This window comes from Vibrio sp. HB236076 (assembly GCF_040957575.1).
GTDB lineage: Bacteria > Pseudomonadota > Gammaproteobacteria > Enterobacterales > Vibrionaceae > Vibrio.
Map to the genome: position 1 here is coordinate 2,830,384 of NZ_CP162601.1, position 21,581 is coordinate 2,851,964.

General features: G+C 47.5%; 7 protein-coding genes, 4 tRNA genes, 7 rRNA genes, 1 CRISPR repeat array and 1 riboswitch (1 of these 20 running past the window's edge). Of the genes, 4 read left to right on the top strand and 14 right to left on the bottom strand.

Going from position 1 to position 21,581, the window contains the following annotated elements; genetic code table 11:
• Nucleotides 1-10: 10 nt before the first annotated feature.
• Together AB0763_RS12460 and pssA are read left to right on the top strand one after the other, a co-directional pair.
• The gene (locus tag AB0763_RS12460; RefSeq protein WP_306102431.1) at nt 11-478 is read left to right on the top strand and encodes a GNAT family N-acetyltransferase; all 468 of its coding nucleotides are present in this window, start codon (nt 11-13) and stop codon (nt 476-478) included.
• 70 nt (nt 479-548) lie between these two features.
• Nucleotides 549-1,889, top strand: a complete 1,341-nt coding sequence (gene pssA, locus AB0763_RS12465) for a CDP-diacylglycerol--serine O-phosphatidyltransferase (RefSeq protein WP_306102430.1) — start codon at nt 549-551, stop codon at nt 1,887-1,889.
• A gap of 268 nt (nt 1,890-2,157) precedes the next feature.
• Here pssA and dbpA read toward each other — a convergent pair whose 3' ends face one another.
• From dbpA to AB0763_RS12525, 12 genes are all read right to left on the bottom strand, one after another.
• On the bottom strand, nt 2,158-3,543 hold the full coding sequence (dbpA, locus tag AB0763_RS12470) for an ATP-dependent RNA helicase DbpA (protein WP_306102429.1): 1,386 nt from the start codon (nt 3,541-3,543) through the stop codon (nt 2,158-2,160).
• A 265-nt stretch (nt 3,544-3,808) separates the two neighbouring features.
• A 5S ribosomal RNA gene (gene rrf, locus AB0763_RS12475) occupies nt 3,809-3,924 on the bottom strand.
• Between the two features lie 7 nt (nt 3,925-3,931).
• Nucleotides 3,932-4,007: transfer RNA gene (locus tag AB0763_RS12480), tRNA-Thr, on the bottom strand.
• Between the two features lie 126 nt (nt 4,008-4,133).
• Nucleotides 4,134-4,249 (bottom strand): 5S ribosomal RNA (gene rrf, locus AB0763_RS12485).
• 240 nt (nt 4,250-4,489) lie between these two features.
• A 23S ribosomal RNA gene (locus AB0763_RS12490) occupies nt 4,490-7,380 on the bottom strand.
• A 323-nt stretch (nt 7,381-7,703) separates the two neighbouring features.
• Nucleotides 7,704-7,779, bottom strand: a tRNA-Ala gene (locus AB0763_RS12495).
• 34 nt (nt 7,780-7,813) lie between these two features.
• Nucleotides 7,814-7,890 (bottom strand) — tRNA-Ile (locus AB0763_RS12500).
• A 63-nt stretch (nt 7,891-7,953) separates the two neighbouring features.
• Nucleotides 7,954-9,505: ribosomal RNA gene (locus AB0763_RS12505) — 16S ribosomal RNA — on the bottom strand.
• A gap of 432 nt (nt 9,506-9,937) precedes the next feature.
• Nucleotides 9,938-10,053: ribosomal RNA gene (gene rrf / locus AB0763_RS12510) — 5S ribosomal RNA — on the bottom strand.
• Nucleotides 10,054-10,293: 240 nt separating this feature from the next.
• Nucleotides 10,294-13,184: ribosomal RNA gene (locus tag AB0763_RS12515) — 23S ribosomal RNA — on the bottom strand.
• Nucleotides 13,185-13,507: 323 nt separating this feature from the next.
• Nucleotides 13,508-13,583 (bottom strand) — tRNA-Glu (locus AB0763_RS12520).
• Between the two features lie 107 nt (nt 13,584-13,690).
• A 16S ribosomal RNA gene (locus AB0763_RS12525) occupies nt 13,691-15,242 on the bottom strand.
• Together the 16S, 23S and 5S rRNA genes with 4 tRNA genes alongside form the textbook arrangement of a ribosomal RNA operon.
• Nucleotides 15,243-15,811: 569 nt before the next feature.
• Between AB0763_RS12525 and AB0763_RS12530 the strand changes: the two genes are divergently transcribed.
• Nucleotides 15,812-16,264 carry an RNA-binding protein gene (locus AB0763_RS12530; protein ID WP_306102351.1) on the top strand — a complete coding sequence of 151 codons (453 nt, stop codon included), beginning with the start codon at nt 15,812-15,814 and terminating at the stop codon, nt 16,262-16,264.
• On the opposite strand, the gene murI is transcribed toward AB0763_RS12530, so the two are convergent.
• Both murI and AB0763_RS12540 read right to left on the bottom strand, forming a co-directional pair.
• A complete protein-coding gene (gene murI, locus AB0763_RS12535) occupies nt 16,233-17,030 on the bottom strand; it encodes a glutamate racemase (protein ID WP_306102350.1) in 798 nt (265 codons plus the stop codon). The two genes, AB0763_RS12530 and murI, sit on opposite strands and share 32 nt — an antisense overlap.
• Nucleotides 17,031-17,176: 146 nt before the next feature.
• On the bottom strand, nt 17,177-18,976 hold the full coding sequence (locus AB0763_RS12540; RefSeq protein WP_306102349.1) for a TonB-dependent receptor: 1,800 nt from the start codon (nt 18,974-18,976) through the stop codon (nt 17,177-17,179).
• 60 nt (nt 18,977-19,036) lie between these two features.
• Nucleotides 19,037-19,211: riboswitch (cobalamin riboswitch) on the bottom strand.
• 151 nt (nt 19,212-19,362) lie between these two features.
• Between AB0763_RS12540 and trmA the strand changes: the two genes are divergently transcribed.
• On the top strand, nt 19,363-20,472 hold the full coding sequence (gene trmA / locus AB0763_RS12545; RefSeq protein ID WP_306102348.1) for a tRNA (uridine(54)-C5)-methyltransferase TrmA: 1,110 nt from the start codon (nt 19,363-19,365) through the stop codon (nt 20,470-20,472).
• A gap of 232 nt (nt 20,473-20,704) precedes the next feature.
• Nucleotides 20,705-21,581: direct repeats of the CRISPR family, unit length 28 nt; unit sequence TTTCTAAGCTGCCTATACGGCAGTGAAC; it runs 347 nt beyond the window's last position.

The following is a 21,581-nucleotide window of genomic DNA, read 5'->3' on the forward strand; positions in this document are numbered from 1 at the left end:
AGATTTCGCAGTGACGTTACCAACAAGCTCAATGCTCGACAAGATAAACATTCGCCAACTAGACGCGATTCGTCTACCACTTGTTAAAAAGCTCTACAAGCAACACTATCCAAGTGCTAAGCCCAAATCTGATGAAACCATTTATACCCTAGAGCATCAAAAGCAAATCATCGCGACGTTACGGCTAAGAACCATCGGTCAGTACCGCTTGATGACTGGCATGCTGGTTTTACCAACATACCGTCAGCAAGGCGTAGGGGGAGCGCTATTAACGTATTGTAAAGAAAATGTCTTTCAAGCGGGTGACTACTGCTTTGCTTTAAATCACTTAGGCGATTATTATCAACGATATGGTTTTAAGATCGGCGCAGTAGAATCACTGCCCAACGATCTGCGTACTTTACTGCTCAGGTATACTGGAACGGGTAAAGACTTGATCCCAATGTCATTTGAAAAAAATAGCAATGGCAGCAATTAATGCGTCTCGAGCGGATTTTTGATAATATTGCTCGTTTGCGCATTGCAGGTAGATAAGGTTAACACATCATATGATGGTCAATTCAAATCCATTACAATCGTTACCCAGTTTAGCGGTCAAGGCTCAGGATGTTACTATCCTTCACTCGGCCAAAGAGTATCGGCAAACGCTGTTAAATTTGATCCAACAAGCCAAAAGCCGTATCTATCTAGTGGCGCTTTATCTAGAAGATGATGAAGCGGGTCGCGAGATTTTAGAGGCCTTATACACAGCCAAACTCGCCAACCCAGAGCTTGATATTAAATTGTGTGTCGATTGGCATCGTGCCCAACGCGGCTTGATTGGTGCAAGTCAATCGGAAGGCAATGCGGCGATGTACAAGCGATTTGCAGAGCATTACAACGCTCACATCCCAGTCTACGGTATCCCAGTACGAGGGAAAGAAGTGTTCGGGGTCTTGCACTTAAAAGGCTTTATCTTTGATGACACAGTGCTCTACAGCGGCGCCAGTATGAATAATGTCTACTTGCACCACAAAGATAAATACCGCTTCGACCGCTACCATCTTTTCCACCATCAAGGGTTAGCGGACTGCATGGTCAACTTTATTGAACAGCAAATGCTCGCGCATCCCGCAGTCAATGACCTAGCCTCGCCCGTGAAACCTCATACTCGTGACCTCAAAGCGGAGATCAGGCAATTTAGAGGGCAACTTTCACGCGCTCGTTACCAGTTTGAACCCCAAGAAGCTCAACAAGGTCAAATGGCCATCACGCCATTGGTTGGGCTTGGCAAACGACGTAATGAACTCAATATCCGCATTATTCAGTTGATTGCCTCAGCGAAAGAAGAAGTCTTTATCTGTACCCCGTATTTTAATTTTCCTCGGGCGGTATCCCGTGCGATTCGTCGCGCATTAAAACGAGGGGTTAAGGTCTCTATCGTGGTCGGCGATAAAACGGCGAATGACTTTTACATCTCACCGCAAGATGAATTTAAAACCATTGGCGGGTTGCCGTATCTTTACGAACTCAATTTACGCAAGTTTGCCAAAGCCAACGAAGCGCACATTGCCGCTCGGAGACTGTGCTTACACCTGTGGAAGCACGACCACAATAGTTTCCATTTGAAAGGCATGTGGGTCGATAAGCAATACATGCTGATCACCGGCAATAACTTCAACCCAAGGGCATGGAGTTTGGATCTTGAAAACGGGTTATTGATCAATGACACGACACAATCAATGACCCCGATGTTTGAGGATGAAGTCAGTAATATTTTGCACCACACTAAGCTCATCTGCACCTACAAACAGTTCGAGAAAATCGACCATTATCCAGTGCCGGCCCAGCGCTTGATCCGCAAGATCTTAAGAGTCAAAGCGGATCGTGTATTAAAGCGGATTTTATAAATTGAGTATCCCGCTAATCGCCCTCTGAACAATAATGCCAATCTGATTGAGTCTGCGGTCAATGACAGCGCAGGAGAAGAGCTTGAGAACAAGGCGAGCTCTTTGCTTATAAAGAAAAGAATCTAAGTAGTTATTCTAGATGTTATTTTCTTAACGAGGTTATCGAGTTTTTAAACCGCTAGGATGACCCGCGATTTCGTTAGATTGGTATAAAGTAAAAACGCCACGATGAGTGATCCCACGTGGCGTGACTTTGATACCAGCGACTTTACTTCAACCAACGAGCACGAAATTGTCGGCCTTTCATCTTCCGATTTTCAAACTGACGTAGTGCCTGTTTCACCACATCGTGATTCACCGCCACATAGGCGCGCATCGCTTGCACAGTAATTTTGCCAATCTGCTCGCCTTTTAGGCCACCTTCAGCCGTGAGTACACCGAGAATATCACCGGGGCGAACTTTCTGTTTCTTACCACCATCGATTTGTATCGTATGCATAGGAGCGAAATATGGACGTTGATTGAGAACCTCGTCCTCTGGTAAAGACGATGTGTTGATTGAGTGACCAAGCGCCTCTTCAATGGCAGATAAACGATGGCCTTCTTTACTGCGATAAAAGTTAAATGCCACACCTTGGCTTCCAGCGCGACCTGTACGGCCTATGCGATGAACGTGAACTTCAGGATCGCGAGAGAGTTCATAATTAAATACCGCATCCAGATTGTCGACATCCAAGCCTCGTGCCGCCACATCGGTAGCAACTAATAGAGACACACTTTTATTCGCAAAGCGGATCAGAGCCTGGTCTCGATCCTTTTGCTCCATATCACCGTGTAACTCAACCACACTAAAACCATGGGTGTTCAGCAAGTCTGTCACCGATTGTACTTCGCGCTTCGTATTGCAAAAGATAACCGCAGACTGAGGTTGATGTGCCATTAACAATAAACGCAAGGCGCGTTCACGTTCTTGGTTGTCATCAATCTGATAAAAATGTTGAGTAATCGTCGCTTGATCGTGGTTCGATTCCACTTTAACGACTTCGGGCTCAACCATCAGTCCCGCTGCCATGGATTCAATCTCACTGGGGAAAGTCGCACTGAATAACAAAGTTTGTCTGTGCTTTGGAGCGTAGTCGATAATTGTATCTAATGACTCTTGAAAGCCCATTTCCAGCATCCGATCCGCTTCATCTAAAATCAGGGTATTGAGCTCAGATAAGTCGATACGCCCTTTGAGCAAGTGATCCAGAATACGACCTGGCGTACCCACTAAGATATGTGCTCCATGCTCTAGTGAGCCAATTTGCGGTCCCATTGGTGTGCCACCGCATAAGGTCAGTACTTTAATATTGTGAACCGCCCTTGCTAAGGTGCGAATTTCACCGGCTACCTGATCGGCAAGTTCACGGGTTGGACACAAGACTAAACTTTGCACTCGAAAGCGTTTTACGTTTAAGTTAGACAACAAGCCTAATGAGAAAGCGGCCGTTTTACCCGAACCGGTTTTTCCCTGACCAATGATATCTTTACCTTGCAAAATCTTAGGCAGACTCAAAGCTTGTATTGGCGTCATAGTGTGGTAACCCATACTCTCTAGGTTACTCAACAACGGTTGGCTAAGCGGGAGAGAAGTAAATGATAATTGGCTCAAAGGAAAACTCCTAATAGGTGAACAATGTGCTTTATATACCAATCTCTATCAAATGGGCAGGCCCAGAATATCATGCGATCAGTCGTCTAAATTGATTATACCAATCTGATTAAGTATACGGTCAATAATAGCGAATGAAGTTTTCAATTGATTGACGGTGATTGGTCACGTCTGTAGATATGAAAAAACCCCAGTCAATCGACTGGGGTTTGAAGGCATTGGCTAAAGTGCCATTCATTTTAACCATGTAAAATGAAAAATAAGAACCTAGCGATGTCCTACTCTCACATGGGGAAACCCCACACTACCATCGGCGCAATTTTGTTTCACTTCTGAGTTCGGCATGGAATCAGGTGGGTCCAAAATGCTATGGTCGCTAAGTAAAATATGGTGCTGATACCCAGAATCGAACTGGGGACCTCATCCTTACCAAGGATGCGCTCTACCGACTGAGCCATATCAGCAAAATCTACTTTGCTACTAAAAAAGCCCAACTGGAAGAGCGGGCTTTTACAGTCACTAAAACTGAGTCTTACAAAAAATGCTCGTTTTAGTTTTGTTTTTAGATTTGTCTAAAAACAAGAATAAAAGCCTGGCGATGTCCTACTCTCACATGGGGAAGCCCCACACTACCATCGGCGCAATTTTGTTTCACTTCTGAGTTCGGCATGGAGTCAGGTGGGTCCAAAATGCTATGGTCGCCAAGCAAAATTTTGTTGGTTCCTTCCGCTGGCTATAAAGCCCGCTAGCGGTGTTAATTTGCTCTCTCGCTCAGTCATTTATAAAACATAAACTCCTTCGCTCGTTCACAAATTGCCTTGCTATCGAACTTTATCCCGGCGCTAACTATGTAGCGAGGAAGGATCCAAATAATCTGGAAAGCTGTTTTGTGTTCTCGACACAATCAAGTTTCTTATCGAGTCCGATAAAACCCTTTAGGTGTTGTATGGTTAAGTCTCACGGGCAATTAGTACAGGTTAGCTCAACGCCTCACAACGCTTACACACCCTGCCTATCAACGTTCTAGTCTCGAACAACCCTTTAGGACGCTTAAAGCGCCAGGGAGAACTCATCTCAAGGCTCGCTTCCCGCTTAGATGCTTTCAGCGGTTATCGATTCCGAACTTAGCTACCGGGCAATGCGTCTGGCGACACAACCCGAACACCAGAGGTTCGTCCACTCCGGTCCTCTCGTACTAGGAGCAGCCCCTTTCAATTCTCCAACGCCCACGGCAGATAGGGACCGAACTGTCTCACGACGTTCTAAACCCAGCTCGCGTACCACTTTAAATGGCGAACAGCCATACCCTTGGGACCGACTTCAGCCCCAGGATGTGATGAGCCGACATCGAGGTGCCAAACACCGCCGTCGATATGAACTCTTGGGCGGTATCAGCCTGTTATCCCCGGAGTACCTTTTATCCGTTGAGCGATGGCCCTTCCATTCAGAACCACCGGATCACTATGACCTGCTTTCGCACCTGCTCGAACCGTCATTCTCGCAGTTAAGCGGGCTTATGCCATTGCACTAACCTCACGATGTCCAACCGTGATTAGCCCACCTTCGTGCTCCTCCGTTACACTTTGGGAGGAGACCGCCCCAGTCAAACTACCCACCAGGCACTGTCCTCACCCCAGATAATGGGGCTAAGTTAGAACATCAACACTACAAGGGTGGTATTTCAAGGATGGCTCCACATGAACTGGCGCCCATGCATCAAAGCCTCCCACCTATCCTACACATGTAGGGTCAATGTTCAGTGCCAAGCTGTAGTAAAGGTTCACGGGGTCTTTCCGTCTAGCCGCGGGTACACTGCATCTTCACAGCGATTTCAATTTCACTGAGTCTCGGGTGGAGACAGCGTGGCCATCATTACGCCATTCGTGCAGGTCGGAACTTACCCGACAAGGAATTTCGCTACCTTAGGACCGTTATAGTTACGGCCGCCGTTTACCGGGGCTTCGATCAAGAGCGTCGACCTAAGTCTAACCCCATCAATTAACCTTCCGGCACCGGGCAGGCGTCACACCGTATACGTCATCTTACGATTTTGCACAGTGCTGTGTTTTTAATAAACAGTTGCAGCCACCTGGTATCTGCGACTCCTAATAGCTCCATCCGCAAGGGACTTCACCGTCAAGAGCGTACCTTCTCCCGAAGTTACGGTACCATTTTGCCTAGTTCCTTCACCCGAGTTCTCTCAAGCGCCTTGGTATTCTCTACCCGACCACCTGTGTCGGTTTGGGGTACGATTGCTTATAATCTGAAGCTTAGAGGCTTTTCCTGGAAGCATGGCATCAATGACTTCATCACCGTAGTGACTCGACGTCGTGTCTCGGCCTAATAAGGAACCGGATTTACCTAATTCCTTAGCCTACGCACTTGAACCTGGACAACCATCGCCAGGCCCACCTAGCCTTCTCCGTCCCCCCATCGCAATTATAAGCAGTACGGGAATATTAACCCGTTTCCCATCGACTACGCTTTTCAGCCTCGCCTTAGGGGTCGACTTACCCTGCCCCGATTAACGTTGGACAGGAACCCTTGGTCTTCCGGCGTGGAGGTTTTTCACCCCCATTATCGTTACTCATGTCAGCATTCGCACTTCTGATACCTCCAGCAAGCTTTACAGCTCACCTTCAACGGCTTACAGAACGCTCCCCTACCCAATACAGTAAACTGTATTGCCGCAGCTTCGGTTTATAGCTTAGCCCCGTTACATCTTCCGCGCAGGCCGACTCGACTAGTGAGCTATTACGCTTTCTTTAAATGATGGCTGCTTCTAAGCCAACATCCTAGCTGTCTAAGCCTTCCCACATCGTTTCCCACTTAGCTATAATTTGGGACCTTAGCTGGCGGTCTGGGTTGTTTCCCTCTCCACGACGGACGTTAGCACCCGCCGTGTGTCTCCCGGATAGTACTTACTGGTATTCGGAGTTTGCAAAGGGTTGGTAAGTCGGGATGACCCCCTAGCCTTAACAGTGCTCTACCCCCAGTAGTATTCGTCCGAGGCGCTACCTAAATAGCTTTCGGGGAGAACCAGCTATCTCCAGGTTTGATTGGCCTTTCACCCCTAGCCACAAGTCATCCGCTAATTTTTCAACATTAGTCGGTTCGGTCCTCCAATTGATGTTACTCAATCTTCAACCTGCCCATGGCTAGATCACCTGGTTTCGGGTCTATATCCAGAGACTAAACGCCCAGTTAAGACTCGGTTTCCCTACGGCTCCCCTAAACGGTTAACCTTGCCACTGAATATAAGTCGCTGACCCATTATACAAAAGGTACGCAGTCACAGGACAAAGCCTGCTCCTACTGCTTGTACGTACACGGTTTCAGGTTCTATTTCACTCCCCTCACAGGGGTTCTTTTCGCCTTTCCCTCACGGTACTGGTTCACTATCGGTCAGTCAGGAGTATTTAGCCTTGGAGGATGGTCCCCCCATGTTCAGACAGGATATCACGTGTCCCGCCTTACTCGATTTCACTGAATATGCGCTGCCGGTTACGGGGCTATCACCCTGTATCGCGTGCCTTTCCAGACACTTCACCTGACGCATAAAAAGCTTAAGGGCTAATCCGGTTTCGCTCGCCGCTACTTCCAGAATCTCGGTTGATTTCTTTTCCTCGGGGTACTTAGATGTTTCAGTTCCCCCGGTTCGCCTCATTGTGCTATGAATTCACACAATGATAACTGCTTATGCAGCTGGGTTTCCCCATTCGGAAATCGTAGACTCAAGTGGCTCTTACTGCCTTATCTACGCTTATCGCAAGTTAGTACGTCCTTCATCGCCTCTGACTGCCAAGGCATCCACCGTGTACGCTTAGTCACTTAACCATACAACCCAAAAGAGTCTTTTGAGTTGATGTGCTTTACAAGTAAAGCGGTTAGTCACCAAGGTGTGTTCGTGTTTTTATACATGTCACGAACTCGATATTGCCGGACTCAATTTTGAAAACATATCGCTATGCTTTCCCAAGAACACTTGATTGTGTGTTGGTTATCTCTTAAAGAGATAATTGAGAACTTTTACAAACAATCTCAAAGAGATTGTTTTGTCAGCTTTCCAAATTGTTAAAGAGCATGATTGTCTTTCTAATGAAAGAGAAACCATTTTTAAACACACTCATTTCTGCTTATCGCAGCAATGTGCTTAAAGATGGTGGAGCTATGCGGGATCGAACCGCAGACCTCCTGCGTGCAAGGCAGGCGCTCTCCCAGCTGAGCTATAGCCCCAATGAAATCGACCCCTATCTCTGGGAAAAGATAGTGGTGGGTCTGAGTGGACTTGAACCACCGACCTCCCGCTTATCAGGCGAGCGCTCTAACCAGCTGAGCTACAGACCCATTTCTCTTTACTTTAAACCCTATCAATCTGTGTGGACACGCATCGAAAGATAATCTTTCGTATAAGGAGGTGATCCAGCCCCAGGTTCCCCTAGGGCTACCTTGTTACGACTTCACCCCAGTCATGAACCACAAAGTGGTGAGCGTCCCCCCGAAGGTTAAACTACCCACTTCTTTTGCAGCCCACTCCCATGGTGTGACGGGCGGTGTGTACAAGGCCCGGGAACGTATTCACCGTGGCATTCTGATCCACGATTACTAGCGATTCCGACTTCATGGAGTCGAGTTGCAGACTCCAATCCGGACTACGACGCACTTTTTGGGATTCGCTCACTTTCGCAAGTTGGCAACCCTCTGTATGCGCCATTGTAGCACGTGTGTAGCCCTACTCGTAAGGGCCATGATGACTTGACGTCGTCCCCACCTTCCTCCGGTTTATCACCGGCAGTCTCCCTGGAGTTCCCACCCGAAGTGCTGGCAAACAAGGATAAGGGTTGCGCTCGTTGCGGGACTTAACCCAACATTTCACAACACGAGCTGACGACAGCCATGCAGCACCTGTCTCATAGTTCCCGAAGGCACCAAAGCATCTCTGCTAAGTTCTATGGATGTCAAGAGTAGGTAAGGTTCTTCGCGTTGCATCGAATTAAACCACATGCTCCACCGCTTGTGCGGGCCCCCGTCAATTCATTTGAGTTTTAATCTTGCGACCGTACTCCCCAGGCGGTCTACTTAACGCGTTAGCTCCGAAAGCCACGGCTCAAGGCCACAACCTCCAAGTAGACATCGTTTACAGCGTGGACTACCAGGGTATCTAATCCTGTTTGCTCCCCACGCTTTCGCATCTGAGTGTCAGTATCTGTCCAGGGGGCCGCCTTCGCCACCGGTATTCCTTCAGATCTCTACGCATTTCACCGCTACACCTGAAATTCTACCCCCCTCTACAGTACTCTAGCCTGCCAGTTTCAAATGCTATTCCGAGGTTGAGCCCCGGGCTTTCACATCTGACTTAACAAACCACCTGCATGCGCTTTACGCCCAGTAATTCCGATTAACGCTCGCACCCTCCGTATTACCGCGGCTGCTGGCACGGAGTTAGCCGGTGCTTCTTCTGCAGCTAACGTCAAAGAACTAGGCTATTAACCTAATCCCCTTCCTCACTGCTGAAAGTACTTTACAACCCGAAGGCCTTCTTCATACACGCGGCATGGCTGCATCAGGCTTGCGCCCATTGTGCAATATTCCCCACTGCTGCCTCCCGTAGGAGTCTGGACCGTGTCTCAGTTCCAGTGTGGCTGATCATCCTCTCAGACCAGCTAGGGATCGTCGCCTTGGTGAGCCATTACCTCACCAACTAGCTAATCCCACCTGGGCATATCCTGACGCGAGAGGCCCGAAGGTCCCCCTCTTTACTCCGAAGAGATTATGCGGTATTAGCCATCGTTTCCAATGGTTATCCCCCACATCAGGGCAATTTCCCAGGCATTACTCACCCGTCCGCCGCTCGACGCCGTTATCGTCCCCCGAAGGTTCAGATAACTCGTTTCCGCTCGACTTGCATGTGTTAGGCCTGCCGCCAGCGTTCAATCTGAGCCATGATCAAACTCTTCAATTAAAGTTTTTGTGCTCTTTCGAGCGGCTCAATGAATACTGATTACATTCTTTATTCGTTGCCGAATAAGGACTGTGAATTGACTGTGCCAAGTCTTTCGACTCGTTTGGTCACTCAGTTCATTGAAACCAATGTGATTCCTAAGAATCTATTGATTATCATCAACAAGTGCCCACACAGATTGATAGTGTTTAAATTGTTAAAGAGCTTTGCTTTCAATGACTTATCACCGAAGCAGGACGCGTATAATACGCTATTGACTCTGTAAGTCAACATAAAATTTTATTTTTTTGGTTTTAAATTTAACACCAAACAATAAAACGTTATGGTGACTGATTTCTTGCGAAATCCAGTCATTGTTTTTAGATTTTTCTAAAATCTGAAAACACGCTTTTTGCCTTTAGATTTTTTAAAAATCTGAAAACAAGAATAAAAGCCTGGCGATGTCCTACTCTCACATGGGGAAGCCCCACACTACCATCGGCGCAATTTTGTTTCACTTCTGAGTTCGGCATGGAGTCAGGTGGGTCCAAAATGCTATGGTCGCCAAGCAAAATTTTGTTGGTTCCTTCCGCTGGCTATAAAGCCCGCTAGCGGTGTTAATTTGCTCTCTCGCTCAGTCATTTATAAAACATAAACTCCTTCGCTCGTTCACAAATTGCCTTGCTATCGAACTTTATCCCGGCGCTAACTATGTAGCGAGGAAGGATCCAAATAATCTGGAAAGCTGTTTTGTGTTCTCGACACAATCAAGTTTCTTATCGAGTCCGATAAAACCCTTTAGGTGTTGTATGGTTAAGTCTCACGGGCAATTAGTACAGGTTAGCTCAACGCCTCACAACGCTTACACACCCTGCCTATCAACGTTCTAGTCTCGAACAACCCTTTAGGACGCTTAAAGCGCCAGGGAGAACTCATCTCAAGGCTCGCTTCCCGCTTAGATGCTTTCAGCGGTTATCGATTCCGAACTTAGCTACCGGGCAATGCGTCTGGCGACACAACCCGAACACCAGAGGTTCGTCCACTCCGGTCCTCTCGTACTAGGAGCAGCCCCTTTCAATTCTCCAACGCCCACGGCAGATAGGGACCGAACTGTCTCACGACGTTCTAAACCCAGCTCGCGTACCACTTTAAATGGCGAACAGCCATACCCTTGGGACCGACTTCAGCCCCAGGATGTGATGAGCCGACATCGAGGTGCCAAACACCGCCGTCGATATGAACTCTTGGGCGGTATCAGCCTGTTATCCCCGGAGTACCTTTTATCCGTTGAGCGATGGCCCTTCCATTCAGAACCACCGGATCACTATGACCTGCTTTCGCACCTGCTCGAACCGTCATTCTCGCAGTTAAGCGGGCTTATGCCATTGCACTAACCTCACGATGTCCAACCGTGATTAGCCCACCTTCGTGCTCCTCCGTTACACTTTGGGAGGAGACCGCCCCAGTCAAACTACCCACCAGGCACTGTCCTCACCCCAGATAATGGGGCCAAGTTAGAACATCAACACTACAAGGGTGGTATTTCAAGGATGGCTCCACATGAACTGGCGCCCATGCATCAAAGCCTCCCACCTATCCTACACATGTAGGGTCAATGTTCAGTGCCAAGCTGTAGTAAAGGTTCACGGGGTCTTTCCGTCTAGCCGCGGGTACACTGCATCTTCACAGCGATTTCAATTTCACTGAGTCTCGGGTGGAGACAGCGTGGCCATCATTACGCCATTCGTGCAGGTCGGAACTTACCCGACAAGGAATTTCGCTACCTTAGGACCGTTATAGTTACGGCCGCCGTTTACCGGGGCTTCGATCAAGAGCGTCGACCTAAGTCTAACCCCATCAATTAACCTTCCGGCACCGGGCAGGCGTCACACCGTATACGTCATCTTACGATTTTGCACAGTGCTGTGTTTTTAATAAACAGTTGCAGCCACCTGGTATCTGCGACTCCTAATAGCTCCATCCGCAAGGGACTTCACCGTCAAGAGCGTACCTTCTCCCGAAGTTACGGTACCATTTTGCCTAGTTCCTTCACCCGAGTTCTCTCAAGCGCCTTGGTATTCTCTACCCGACCACCTGTGTCGGTTTGGGGTACGATTGCTTATAATCTGAAGCTTAGAGGCTTTTCCTGGAAGCATGGCATCAATGACTTCATCACCGTAGTGACTCGACGTCGTGTCTCGGCCTAATAAGGAACCGGATTTACCTAATTCCTTAGCCTACGCACTTGAACCTGGACAACCATCGCCAGGCCCACCTAGCCTTCTCCGTCCCCCCATCGCAATTATAAGCAGTACGGGAATATTAACCCGTTTCCCATCGACTACGCTTTTCAGCCTCGCCTTAGGGGTCGACTTACCCTGCCCCGATTAACGTTGGACAGGAACCCTTGGTCTTCCGGCGTGGAGGTTTTTCACCCCCATTATCGTTACTCATGTCAGCATTCGCACTTCTGATACCTCCAGCAAGCTTTACAGCTCACCTTCAACGGCTTACAGAACGCTCCCCTACCCAATACAGTAAACTGTATTGCCGCAGCTTCGGTTTATAGCTTAGCCCCGTTACATCTTCCGCGCAGGCCGACTCGACTAGTGAGCTATTACGCTTTCTTTAAATGATGGCTGCTTCTAAGCCAACATCCTAGCTGTCTAAGCCTTCCCACATCGTTTCCCACTTAGCTATAATTTGGGACCTTAGCTGGCGGTCTGGGTTGTTTCCCTCTCCACGACGGACGTTAGCACCCGCCGTGTGTCTCCCGGATAGTACTTACTGGTATTCGGAGTTTGCAAAGGGTTGGTAAGTCGGGATGACCCCCTAGCCTTAACAGTGCTCTACCCCCAGTAGTATTCGTCCGAGGCGCTACCTAAATAGCTTTCGGGGAGAACCAGCTATCTCCAGGTTTGATTGGCCTTTCACCCCTAGCCACAAGTCATCCGCTAATTTTTCAACATTAGTCGGTTCGGTCCTCCAATTGATGTTACTCAATCTTCAACCTGCCCATGGCTAGATCACCTGGTTTCGGGTCTATATCCAGAGACTAAACGCCCAGTTAAGACTCGGTTTCCCTACGGCTCCCCTAAACGGTTAACCTTGCCACTGAATATAAGTCGCTGACCCATTATACAAAAGGTACGCAGTCACAGGACAAAGCCTGCTCCTACTGCTTGTACGTACACGGTTTCAGGTTCTATTTCACTCCCCTCACAGGGGTTCTTTTCGCCTTTCCCTCACGGTACTGGTTCACTATCGGTCAGTCAGGAGTATTTAGCCTTGGAGGATGGTCCCCCCATGTTCAGACAGGATATCACGTGTCCCGCCTTACTCGATTTCACTGAATATGCGCTGTCGGTTACGGGGCTATCACCCTGTATCGCGTGCCTTTCCAGACACTTCACCTGACGCATAAAAAGCTTAAGGGCTAATCCGGTTTCGCTCGCCGCTACTTCCAGAATCTCGGTTGATTTCTTTTCCTCAGGGTACTTAGATGTTTCAGTTCCCCCGGTTCGCCTCATTGTGCTATGAATTCACACAATGATAACTGCTTATGCAGCTGGGTTTCCCCATTCGGAAATCGTAGACTCAAGTGGCTCTTACTGCCTTATCTACGCTTATCGCAAGTTAGTACGTCCTTCATCGCCTCTGACTGCCAAGGCATCCACCGTGTACGCTTAGTCACTTAACCATACAACCCAAAAGAGTCTTTTGAGTTGATGTGCTTTACAAGTAAAGCGGTTAGTCACCAAGGTGTGTTCGTGTTTTTATACATGTCACGAACTCGATATTGCCGGACTCAATTTTGAAAACATATCGCTATGCTTTCCCAAGAACACTTGATTGTGTGTTGGTTATCTCTTAAAGAGATAATTGAGAACTTTTACAAACAATCTCAAAGAGATTGTTTTGTCAGCTTTCCAAATTGTTAAAGAGCATGATTGTCTTTCTACTGAAAGAAGAACCATTTTTAAACACACTCATTTCTACTCATAGTAGTAATGTGCTTAAAGATGGTATCCCGTAGGGGAGTCGAACCCCTGTTACCGCCGTGAAAGGGCGGTGTCCTAGGCCTCTAGACGAACGGGACACTAATAACCCCTGCTCGGAAAAGGGCAGAGGAAATATTCGCGGTGCTCTCTTTATTTCTAAACGCTACCAATCTGTGTGGACACACATCAAAGACAATCTTTCGTATAAGGAGGTGATCCAGCCCCAGGTTCCCCTAGGGCTACCTTGTTACGACTTCACCCCAGTCATGAACCACAAAGTGGTGAGCGTCCCCCCGAAGGTTAAACTACCCACTTCTTTTGCAGCCCACTCCCATGGTGTGACGGGCGGTGTGTACAAGGCCCGGGAACGTATTCACCGTGGCATTCTGATCCACGATTACTAGCGATTCCGACTTCATGGAGTCGAGTTGCAGACTCCAATCCGGACTACGACGCACTTTTTGGGATTCGCTCACTTTCGCAAGTTGGCAACCCTCTGTATGCGCCATTGTAGCACGTGTGTAGCCCTACTCGTAAGGGCCATGATGACTTGACGTCGTCCCCACCTTCCTCCGGTTTATCACCGGCAGTCTCCCTGGAGTTCCCACCCGAAGTGCTGGCAAACAAGGATAAGGGTTGCGCTCGTTGCGGGACTTAACCCAACATTTCACAACACGAGCTGACGACAGCCATGCAGCACCTGTCTCATAGTTCCCGAAGGCACCAAAGCATCTCTGCTAAGTTCTATGGATGTCAAGAGTAGGTAAGGTTCTTCGCGTTGCATCGAATTAAACCACATGCTCCACCGCTTGTGCGGGCCCCCGTCAATTCATTTGAGTTTTAATCTTGCGACCGTACTCCCCAGGCGGTCTACTTAACGCGTTAGCTCCGAAAGCCACGGCTCAAGGCCACAACCTCCAAGTAGACATCGTTTACAGCGTGGACTACCAGGGTATCTAATCCTGTTTGCTCCCCACGCTTTCGCATCTGAGTGTCAGTATCTGTCCAGGGGGCCGCCTTCGCCACCGGTATTCCTTCAGATCTCTACGCATTTCACCGCTACACCTGAAATTCTACCCCCCTCTACAGTACTCTAGCCTGCCAGTTTCAAATGCTATTCCGAGGTTGAGCCCCGGGCTTTCACATCTGACTTAACAAACCACCTGCATGCGCTTTACGCCCAGTAATTCCGATTAACGCTCGCACCCTCCGTATTACCGCGGCTGCTGGCACGGAGTTAGCCGGTGCTTCTTCTGCAGCTAACGTCAAAGAACTAGGCTATTAACCTAATCCCCTTCCTCACTGCTGAAAGTACTTTACAACCCGAAGGCCTTCTTCATACACGCGGCATGGCTGCATCAGGCTTGCGCCCATTGTGCAATATTCCCCACTGCTGCCTCCCGTAGGAGTCTGGACCGTGTCTCAGTTCCAGTGTGGCTGATCATCCTCTCAGACCAGCTAGGGATCGTCGCCTTGGTGAGCCATTACCTCACCAACTAGCTAATCCCACCTGGGCATATCCTGACGCGAGAGGCCCGAAGGTCCCCCTCTTTACTCCGAAGAGATTATGCGGTATTAGCCATCGTTTCCAATGGTTATCCCCCACACCAGGGCAATTTCCCAGGCATTACTCACCCGTCCGCCGCTCGACGCCGTTATCGTTCCCCGAAGGTTCAGATAACTCGTTTCCGCTCGACTTGCATGTGTTAGGCCTGCCGCCAGCGTTCAATCTGAGCCATGATCAAACTCTTCAATTAAAGTTTTTGTGCTCTTTCGAGCGGCTCAATGAATACTGATTACATTCTTTATTCGTTGTCGAATAAGGACTGTGAATTGACTGTGCCAAGTCTTTCGACTCGTTTGGTCACTCAGTTCATTGAAACCAATGTGATTCCTAAGAATCTATTGATTATCATCAACGAGTGCCCACACAGATTGATAGTGTTTAAATTGTTAAAGAGCTTTGCTTCTTTTTGGCCTTAGCCCGAAGCAGGACGCGCATATTACGCTTTAATTTTATTAAGTCAAGAACTTTTTTGCTTTCAACTTAAAATCGACATTTCGTTGTGACTTGCGTCTCGTTCTCCGTGTCGGTGATGCGGCATTATAGGGAGCTTTAAACTAAGCGCAACCTTTATTTCACTTTTTTGAATCATCTGCGTAGTTTTTGCGCAAAACGCGTTATTTTGCACTTTTTTTCAACGCTTTTGAGTCATATCACATCAATCGAATGGTAAAAGTGCGCTCAGAAACGTACCATTTACCCAGTCTATCTCTATAGACGTAACTTTTACTTCCATTCAATCTTTAATTTTTAAGCTTATATATGTCTAAAAAATTGATTTTTTCATTCACACTGCTTCTTGTGATCGGATGCATTGTTCTTTCTTATCTTGAGCATGCGATCCACCCAGCAGTCAGTTTTATCGCAGGCGTTGTTGCGGCTGTTCTTTTAATTGTTGGTGTTCGTGGTTTGCGTACGGCTCCCGAGGAAGAAACCAGTACCGTAACGAAAACGCTGTACGTGGGTAATCTTCCTTATAAAGCAAACGAATCAAATGTACGTGATTTATTTGCAGAGTACGGCGAGGTGTTTGCCGTTCGATTAATGAAAGACAAACGCACCGGTAAACGCCGAGGTTTTGGCTTTGTCGTCATGACGGCCACCGATGCCGACGGTGCGATTTCCGCGCTCAATGAAGCAAGCTATATGCAACGGACTTTAAAAGTGCGTGTTGCCAATGATCCTAAACACGAGGATAGTGCAGACAGCGAATAGGCTGAAAGCCCAAACTATCCAATTGACCATTCAGTGCGTCTTCTTGCCAAGGAGGCGCACTGCTGTATATGGGGTAAGCTTTTTTCTCTTCGACTCTCTCTAAGTGAGCTTGGCCTAATACTGCTTCAACTCGCTTGGCGATTGCCTCACCAGAATCAATCAACTCAACCCCAGGCATGACTTGTGCGATTTCCTGCTTTAATAGCGGAAAGTGTGTACAACCGAGCACCGCCACATCAATACGCGGGTATATCGGCGCCAAAATAACCGCGAGGCTTTCAAGGTCGACCTTCACCCCACGCAGCTTCTTTTCTGCCATCATCACCAGCTCTGTACTGCCCAAACTGTACACCGGTACCTGATTGGCAAAGCGCTGTATTAAGTCTTTTGTGTACGCTCGCTTTACCGTTGCCGGCGTCGCGATCAACCCTATTGCTTTTTTTGCCCTTTGCCCTGCTGGCTTAATTGCAGGAACCACCCCAATGACGGGTATCGTTAAGTTCGCTCTTAGGCGAGGCAAGACAATGGTACTCGCTGTGTTACAGGCAATGATCACCAAGTCAATCTGATGGGCGTTGACATACTGAGCGATCAAAGAGTCAACTCGTTCAATCAAAACCTCAGCAGGCAGTTCACCGTATGGGTAACCGGCATTATCAAAGAGGTAGTGGAAATCAAGGTACGGGCATCTTGCTTTGACGGCGGCCAAAATAGACAAGCCACCCATACCAGAGTCGAACACCAGTAAAGAAGGGGTTTTATTCATTTACCATTCTGTATCAATATTGAAGATAAAAGCGATCATACGCTTCCCCTGCGAATTATCAATCTGGCTTGTGGGCGCTTCAACCAAGACAAAAAGGCCTTTGTGAATCACAAAGGCCGAAGGTAATACGGGTTTTACTTTAGAACTTAGAAGGTATAGCTGATGCTGCCGTAGTAGTTACGCTCAGGGGTAGCGTATCCGCTGGCCGTTTCATAATCTTCATCAAAAACGTTACCGACTTTACCACCGAGTTTGACACCGTTATTAAATGAATAACTCATGGCAAAATCGACCAGTGAGTATGGAGAAAGAACAACATCATTATATTCGCTGTCTTGTCGAGTCCCTTGATACAAATAACTAACATCAAAATGCCATTGTTTAATGTTATAAGCCGTATTCCATTTGGCACTGTGACGTGCGCGGCGAGCTAATTCTTCACCGGTGGATTTATTTTCTGTATCAAGATAATCATAAGAGACTTGGTGAGAAAGTGGTCCTGTATCAAAACTCGATGATAACTCAACGCCTTTAATTACGGCTTCATCAACATTTTCAACGGTTGAGAAGTCAGATAATGTGGCAATCATGTCTTCGACATCGTTTCTATAGGTACTAAGGCGAACCGTCGCCAAATCAAACTGACCTTCTATCGCAATTTCAGCCGTCTTATTTTTTTCTGGGTCAAGGTCAGGATTTCCTTGGTAACCAAAACTAAGTGGATAATACAAATCGTTGTAGGTAGGCGCTTTGAATGAGGTGCCATATGAAGCAATTAAACGAATATCATTAGTGATAAAATAGCCAGCGGCAAATTGATAAGTACCAAAAGAACCGTAAGCACTGTTGTGATCGAAACGGAAGTTACTGTCTAAAGAAAAATCACCTGGGTTTAAATAACTGCCAATATAAACGGATCCATTATCACGATGTTCTTGTACATATTCAGTACTGCTCTTAACATCATCTCGATACCATTCAATGCCCCCGACAAACGCCAAAGGCTCTGAAATCTGATATTGGTTCTCCCAAGCAGCCGTGTAGCGATTGGTTTGGAAGAGACTAGAGTTATTATTTCCGTAACTATCTAATTTATCTTGGTTAGTCGATAATGAAAAATGGCTTTGCCAACGCTCATATTGGTACTGGGTAATGACCGCGAGATTGTAGAGGTCGCTATCTGACTTATCGGCAAAACCAAAACCATCGTATTCCGTGTATTGCTTTTGGTAATAGCCATTAACTTTTAATAACCAATTATCGTTTAGCTTTTTTCCGAAATCAGTGAGGAAATATTTACTAATATAACCATCATCATCACTGTCTGTGTCAGTAGTGCTATCAGGAACGACATTGTACCCATCCTCAGATTGGTAAGTGGCCGCCATATTAAGCCATTGCTCATCGCTCGCCAGAGCCACACTGCCACTCAAGCGTTTATGATTATAGCTACCCAGCCCTGCGGTAACATTGGTTTCGCCATTTTTACCTTGCTCGGTAATGATGTTCACCACGCCACTGACCGCATCCGACCCATAGACGGCAGCACGCGGACCGCGCAACACTTCAATACGTGACACGCCATGCAGAGGAATCGCCGCCAAGTTTGCCGCCCCTGTTGTCGCACTGCCAATACGCACACCGTTAATCAATACCAGTACATTTTTGGTTGCTCGGCCACGAACAAACAGACTGATATTTTGACCGGAGCCACCTTGATTACTCACTTGAATCCCCGGTAAGCGGCGCAGCACTTCACTCAAAGACTGCGCTTGCAGATCTTCGATTTGCTTGTGCGTAATCACTTCGACCGGGGCTAATGATTCGTTTAACTTGCTTTCAAAGCGGGTGGCGGTGACGATGACGTTATCTTGATCATCATCAGCTAATGCATTGATTGAGGGAAATAACGAGGCCATTGCCAACGCTAGAGCGGTTTTTTTCATGTCTGCTATCCTAAGTCGCGTAGTGCACAGCTTGATGGGTAAAGCGTGAACACTCAAACTGTGTTGTTATTGTCATGGTTTGGGTAATCGGACTGATTACAATTTGCTCATGTTCAGCGACATTTGCTGACAGTAAGCAGAAAAGTAAAACACCGTTGCGCGTCAGTTCCGGATTGTCACCGGATTCCCCCGTTTTAGCCGTCTATACATCCAAAAAGGATGACTATTCTATGATAGAGTTAAGCGCAACCACTTGTCTAGTAAATAATCAGATGCTTTATCCGTAAACAAACCGCCCGCATTTCTTTCACAACGCTGGACATCTGATGAGTATTGACTAAAATCTGCGCTCTTTAGCGTTTATTCACTGCAAAAGGTATTTGATCATGGCAAGCCTCGATGTCAATCCGCAAGACTATCAACAACAACTGGACGAAAAAGTGCAGCGTCTCACCGACCTATTCGCACCCTTTGAAGCGCCAGAATTAGAAGTCTTCCCCTCACCTGCGCAGTATTACCGTATGCGTGCCGAGTTTCGAGTTTGGCATGAAGGCGATGATCTCTACTATGTGATGTTTAATCAAGAGACCAAAGAGAAATATCGCGTTGATCAATTCCCAGTGGCCAGTCAACTGATCAACCAATTAATGCCGACCTTGATTGACGAGCTAAAAAGCCATGATCTGCTCCGCCATAAATTGTTTCAAGTCGACTTTTTATCGACCCTCAGTGGCGAAGTTCTGGTGTCTTTACTGTATCACAAGCCATTGAGTGATGAGTGGCAAGCACAAGCCAAATTACTTAAGCAGCGTTTGGTCGAAAAAGGCTTTGCGCTTAACCTGATTGGCCGGGCACGAAAAATGAAAGTGGTGTTGGATCGCGACTATGTTATCGAAACACTAAATGTTCACGGTCAAGACTATATTTACCAACAAGTGGAAAACAGCTTTACTCAACCCAATGGCAAAGTGGCAGAGAAAATGCTGGAGTGGGCGGTAGACTGCACGCGTAACAGCCAAGGTGATTTATTAGAGCTGTACTGCGGCAATGGCAACTTTTCACTGGCGCTCGCTCAAAACTTTAACCGCGTTTTAGCCACGGAACTGGCAAAGCCTTCCGTCGATTCAGCGCAGTACAATATCGCCGCCAATAATATCGACAATGTGCAGATTATTCGCATGTCGGCTGAAGAGTTCACCGAAGCCATGGAAGGCAAACGAGAGTTTCGCCGTCTTAAGCAAGCGGGCGTGGAGCTGAGTGACTATGACTGCAATACTATTTTCGTTGATCCACCTCGCGCGGGTATGGATATCGATACCTGTAAAATGGTGCAAGGCTATCAGCGTATTATGTACATCTCTTGCAACCCTGAGACGTTAAAAGACAACCTGGAAGTACTATCGCAAACGCACCGTATCACTAAGTTTGCGCTCTTTGATCAGTTCCCTTTCACCCACCACATGGAAGCGGGCGTGCTGCTAGAGCGTATTAAATAAGAGTTTAAAGGTTTTTTGGTTGTAGCAAAAATCGTCCTGGGTACGGCTTGGGATACGGGAGCATCTAAAATGCTCTATTACTATGATTGGATTTGATATCAACGCCACCAGCTTTGCTCGTGGCGTTTTTGTTTCTGTCATCACTAAATCAGAACACGCTCATTTGTCAGAAACAATCCGTTCTGAATACTAAAGTAAACAGGGTCGGTTGAAGATGGCGTGGAATGGTTAATTTCTAAGCTACCTATACGGCAGTGAACCTCCAAACAAATGAAAGCGTCGGTCGCTATAATTTCTAAGCTGCCTATACGGCAGTGAACGTGACGGTGTCAGCCTGGTATAGCGGTGTGACTTTCTAAGCTGCCTATACGGCAGTGAACCAATGGCGACTATTCATACATGACGGACGACTTTTCTAAGCTGCACGGCAGTGAACCCACCTGAGCGACTGCGGTGTACTCTTTGGCATTTCTAAGCTGCCTATACGGCAGTGAACTTGGATACAGGACGAATGTCACCACGCAACCATTTCTAAGCTGCCTATACGGCAGTGAACCACTTCTTTAGCATCTAACCCCACGCTTTCACTTTCTAAGCTGCCTATACGGCAGTGAACCTTGCTTGCCTTATCCCTCCGCGGGGTTTTATTTTCTAAGCTGCCTATACGGCAGTGAACGAAACCGCGCCAGCTGATGGCCAAGCACCACATTTCTAAGCTGCCTATACGGCAGTGAACAAACACGCTGTCAGCGTCTCTGCGGTAGATAATTTCTAAGCTGCCTATACGGCAGTGAACTTGCGCTGTTTGCGTCTAAAGTTGTCCTGTCTTTTCTAAGCTGCCTATACGGCAGTGAACGACGAAGACCAGCGAGCACCTTGGGAGTTTATTTTCTAAGCTGCCTATACGGCAGTGAACTTACCCTAAAAAACAAAAAGCCCCAGCTAAGGTTTCTAAGCTGCCTATACGGCAGTGAACCCACCTGAGCGACTGCGGTGTACTCTTTGGCATTTCTAAGCTGCCTATACAGCAGTGAACATGAACAAATCAATTAGCGACCTAAACGACACTTTCTAAGCTGCCTATACGGCAGTGAACCTTGGGGTGATTG

What these genes read in the sequence shown, in the direction of transcription:
- pssA (WP_306102430.1), top strand. Translation starts at nt 549, where the DNA reads ATGATGGTCAATTCAAATCCATTACAATCGTTACCCAGTTTAGCGGTC.
- AB0763_RS12530 (WP_306102351.1), top strand. Translation starts at nt 15,812, where the DNA reads ATGTCTAAAAAATTGATTTTTTCATTCACACTGCTTCTTGTGATCGGA.
- murI (WP_306102350.1), bottom strand. Translation starts at nt 17,030, where the DNA reads ATGAATAAAACCCCTTCTTTACTGGTGTTCGACTCTGGTATGGGTGGC.
- AB0763_RS12540 (WP_306102349.1), bottom strand. Translation starts at nt 18,976, where the DNA reads ATGAAAAAAACCGCTCTAGCGTTGGCAATGGCCTCGTTATTTCCCTCA.
- trmA (WP_306102348.1), top strand. Translation starts at nt 19,363, where the DNA reads ATGGCAAGCCTCGATGTCAATCCGCAAGACTATCAACAACAACTGGAC.